Raw genomic sequence first — 1928 nt, forward strand, 5'->3', positions numbered from 1 at the left:
CCACGCTGGCGATCAGCACGGCCTGGTGGCGGCGCTGGCTGTTGGGCGATATGGCGGCGGACGCGGTGCTGGCGCGGCCGCCGCTGGCGCCCGCCGACCGCTGGGAACGCAAATAGGCGTCAGGCCGCCAGTTGCCCGGCGAGGAAACGCTCCACTTCGGCCAGATCGACATCGCGGGCCACGAAGGCCTGGCCGATGCCGTGGGCGAGGATGAAGGGCAGGCGCCCGCCGCTCATCTTCTTGTCGTGCAGCATGTGCTCGACCAGCCGCGCGGCCGGACAGTCGAGCCCCAGCGCTGCGGCCTCGACCGTGAAGCCCAGCGCCGAAAGATGCGCGGCCACCCGGCCTGCGTCTTCGGCCGTACACAGGCCGAGCCGGGCCGACAGGCGAAAGGCCAGCACCATGCCCAGCGCCACCGCCTCGCCGTGGAGCAGCCGGTCGGAAAAGCCGGTCTCCGCCTCGAAGGCGTGGCCAAAGGTGTGGCCAAGGTTCAGAAGCGCGCGGATGTCATCGGTTTCGCGCTCGTCGGCAGCGACAATTCCGGCCTTGGCCCGGCAGCTGTGGGCGATGGCATGGACCTGCGCATGTGCGTCTCCAGCCAGCACCTCGGCCCCGTGGCGCTCGCACCAGCCAAAGAACTCGGCATCCCCCAGCAGGCCATATTTCACCACCTCGGCATAGCCTGCCATCAGCTCGCGGCGGGGCAGGGTGGCCAGCACCGCGGGATCGATCAGCACGGCGGCCGGCTGGTGAAAGGCGCCAACCAGATTCTTGCCGGCCGCGGCGTTGATGGCGGTCTTGCCGCCCACGCTGCTGTCGACCTGGCTGAGCAGCGTGGTGGGGATCTGCACGAAGCGGCAGCCGCGCTTCAGGATGGCGCAGGCAAAGCCGGTAAGATCGCCGATGACGCCCCCGCCCAGCGCCAGCACGGCGTCGCGGCGCTCGATGCCCAGCGCCAGCAGCCGTTCGGTGACCAGCTCCAGGTGGCGCCAGTCCTTCGTCGCCTCGCCGGGCGGCAGGATGATGGCTTCGATGGCGATATCACCCAGCGCGGCGCGCAGAGCTTCGAGATGCAGGCCGGCGACGATTTCGTCGGTCACCAGCGCCAGCCGGCCGCCACGCGCAAAGGGCGACAGCAGCGCGCCGGCCTCGCCCAGAAGGCCGGGCCGGATGTGGATGGGATAGGCCCGCGCGCCCAGTGCCACGTCGATGATCATGGCGTTGTACCCACCTGGTTGGCAGCCGCGAGGGCACCGATGATGGCCTCCACCGTGTCCTGGTGCGGCCCGGCGCGGCTGGCGATGCGGATCGGCGCCAGCGCATAGACAGGGTTGCGCACCGCCGCCAGCTGGGCCAGCACTTCGCCCGGGTCACGCCCCTTCAAGAGCGGGCGATGGCCGCGCTTCTTCACCCGCTCCACCAGCGTCGCCACATCGGCATCCAGCCACACCGCCAGTGTGCGGGCGAGGATCAGGGCGCGCGTGTCATCGGCCATGAAGGCGCCGCCGCCGGTGGCGATCACCTTGGGCGTGCCGTCGATCAGCCGGGCGATCACCCGCCGCTCGCCGTCGCGGAAATGCGCCTCGCCGAACCGCTCAAACATCTCGGCGATGGTCATGCCGGCCGCCGTCTCGATCTCGTCATCGGCATCAACGAACGGCAGGCCGAGCCGTGCCGCCAGCCGCTTGCCGATGCTCGATTTGCCGGCGCCCATCAGGCCCACCAGCGTCACCGGCTTGGCGGCTGCCAGCGCAAGGCGCGCCGACCCGGCAGATGAGGGGATTTTGGTGTCGCCGTCCATGCTGGCCACCGCTATACACGCCGCCATGGTGCGGGCAAGAATGGCGTCAAACAGCGGGCGGACCGGCCGGATGCGGCGCTGGCTGCTGTGGCCGGCGCTGGCCGCGCTGCTGGCAGTGCCGGCCGCC

At 70.7% G+C, this 1928-nt stretch carries 2 protein-coding genes; both read right to left on the reverse strand.

What is annotated here, in order from left to right; genetic code table 11:
- Positions 1-119 precede the first annotated feature (119 nt).
- On the reverse strand, positions 120-1217 hold the full coding sequence (gene aroB, locus GJV64_RS14020) for a 3-dehydroquinate synthase (protein WP_164158049.1): 1098 nt from the start codon (positions 1215-1217) through the stop codon (positions 120-122).
- Positions 1214-1801, reverse strand: a complete 588-nt coding sequence (locus GJV64_RS14025) for a shikimate kinase (protein WP_164158051.1) — start codon at positions 1799-1801, stop codon at positions 1214-1216. Before GJV64_RS14025 ends, aroB begins: the two co-directional genes overlap by 4 nt.
- Positions 1802-1928: the final 127 nt, after the last annotated feature.

The organism is Sandarakinorhabdus rubra, from assembly GCF_010994245.1.
GTDB lineage: Bacteria > Pseudomonadota > Alphaproteobacteria > Sphingomonadales > Sphingomonadaceae > Sandarakinorhabdus > Sandarakinorhabdus rubra.

Excerpts from the sequence above, each read along its gene's own strand:
- aroB (WP_164158049.1), bottom strand. The coding sequence starts at position 1,217 with ATGATCATCGACGTGGCACTGGGCGCGCGGGCCTATCCCATCCACATC.
- GJV64_RS14025 (WP_164158051.1), bottom strand. The coding sequence starts at position 1,801 with ATGGACGGCGACACCAAAATCCCCTCATCTGCCGGGTCGGCGCGCCTT.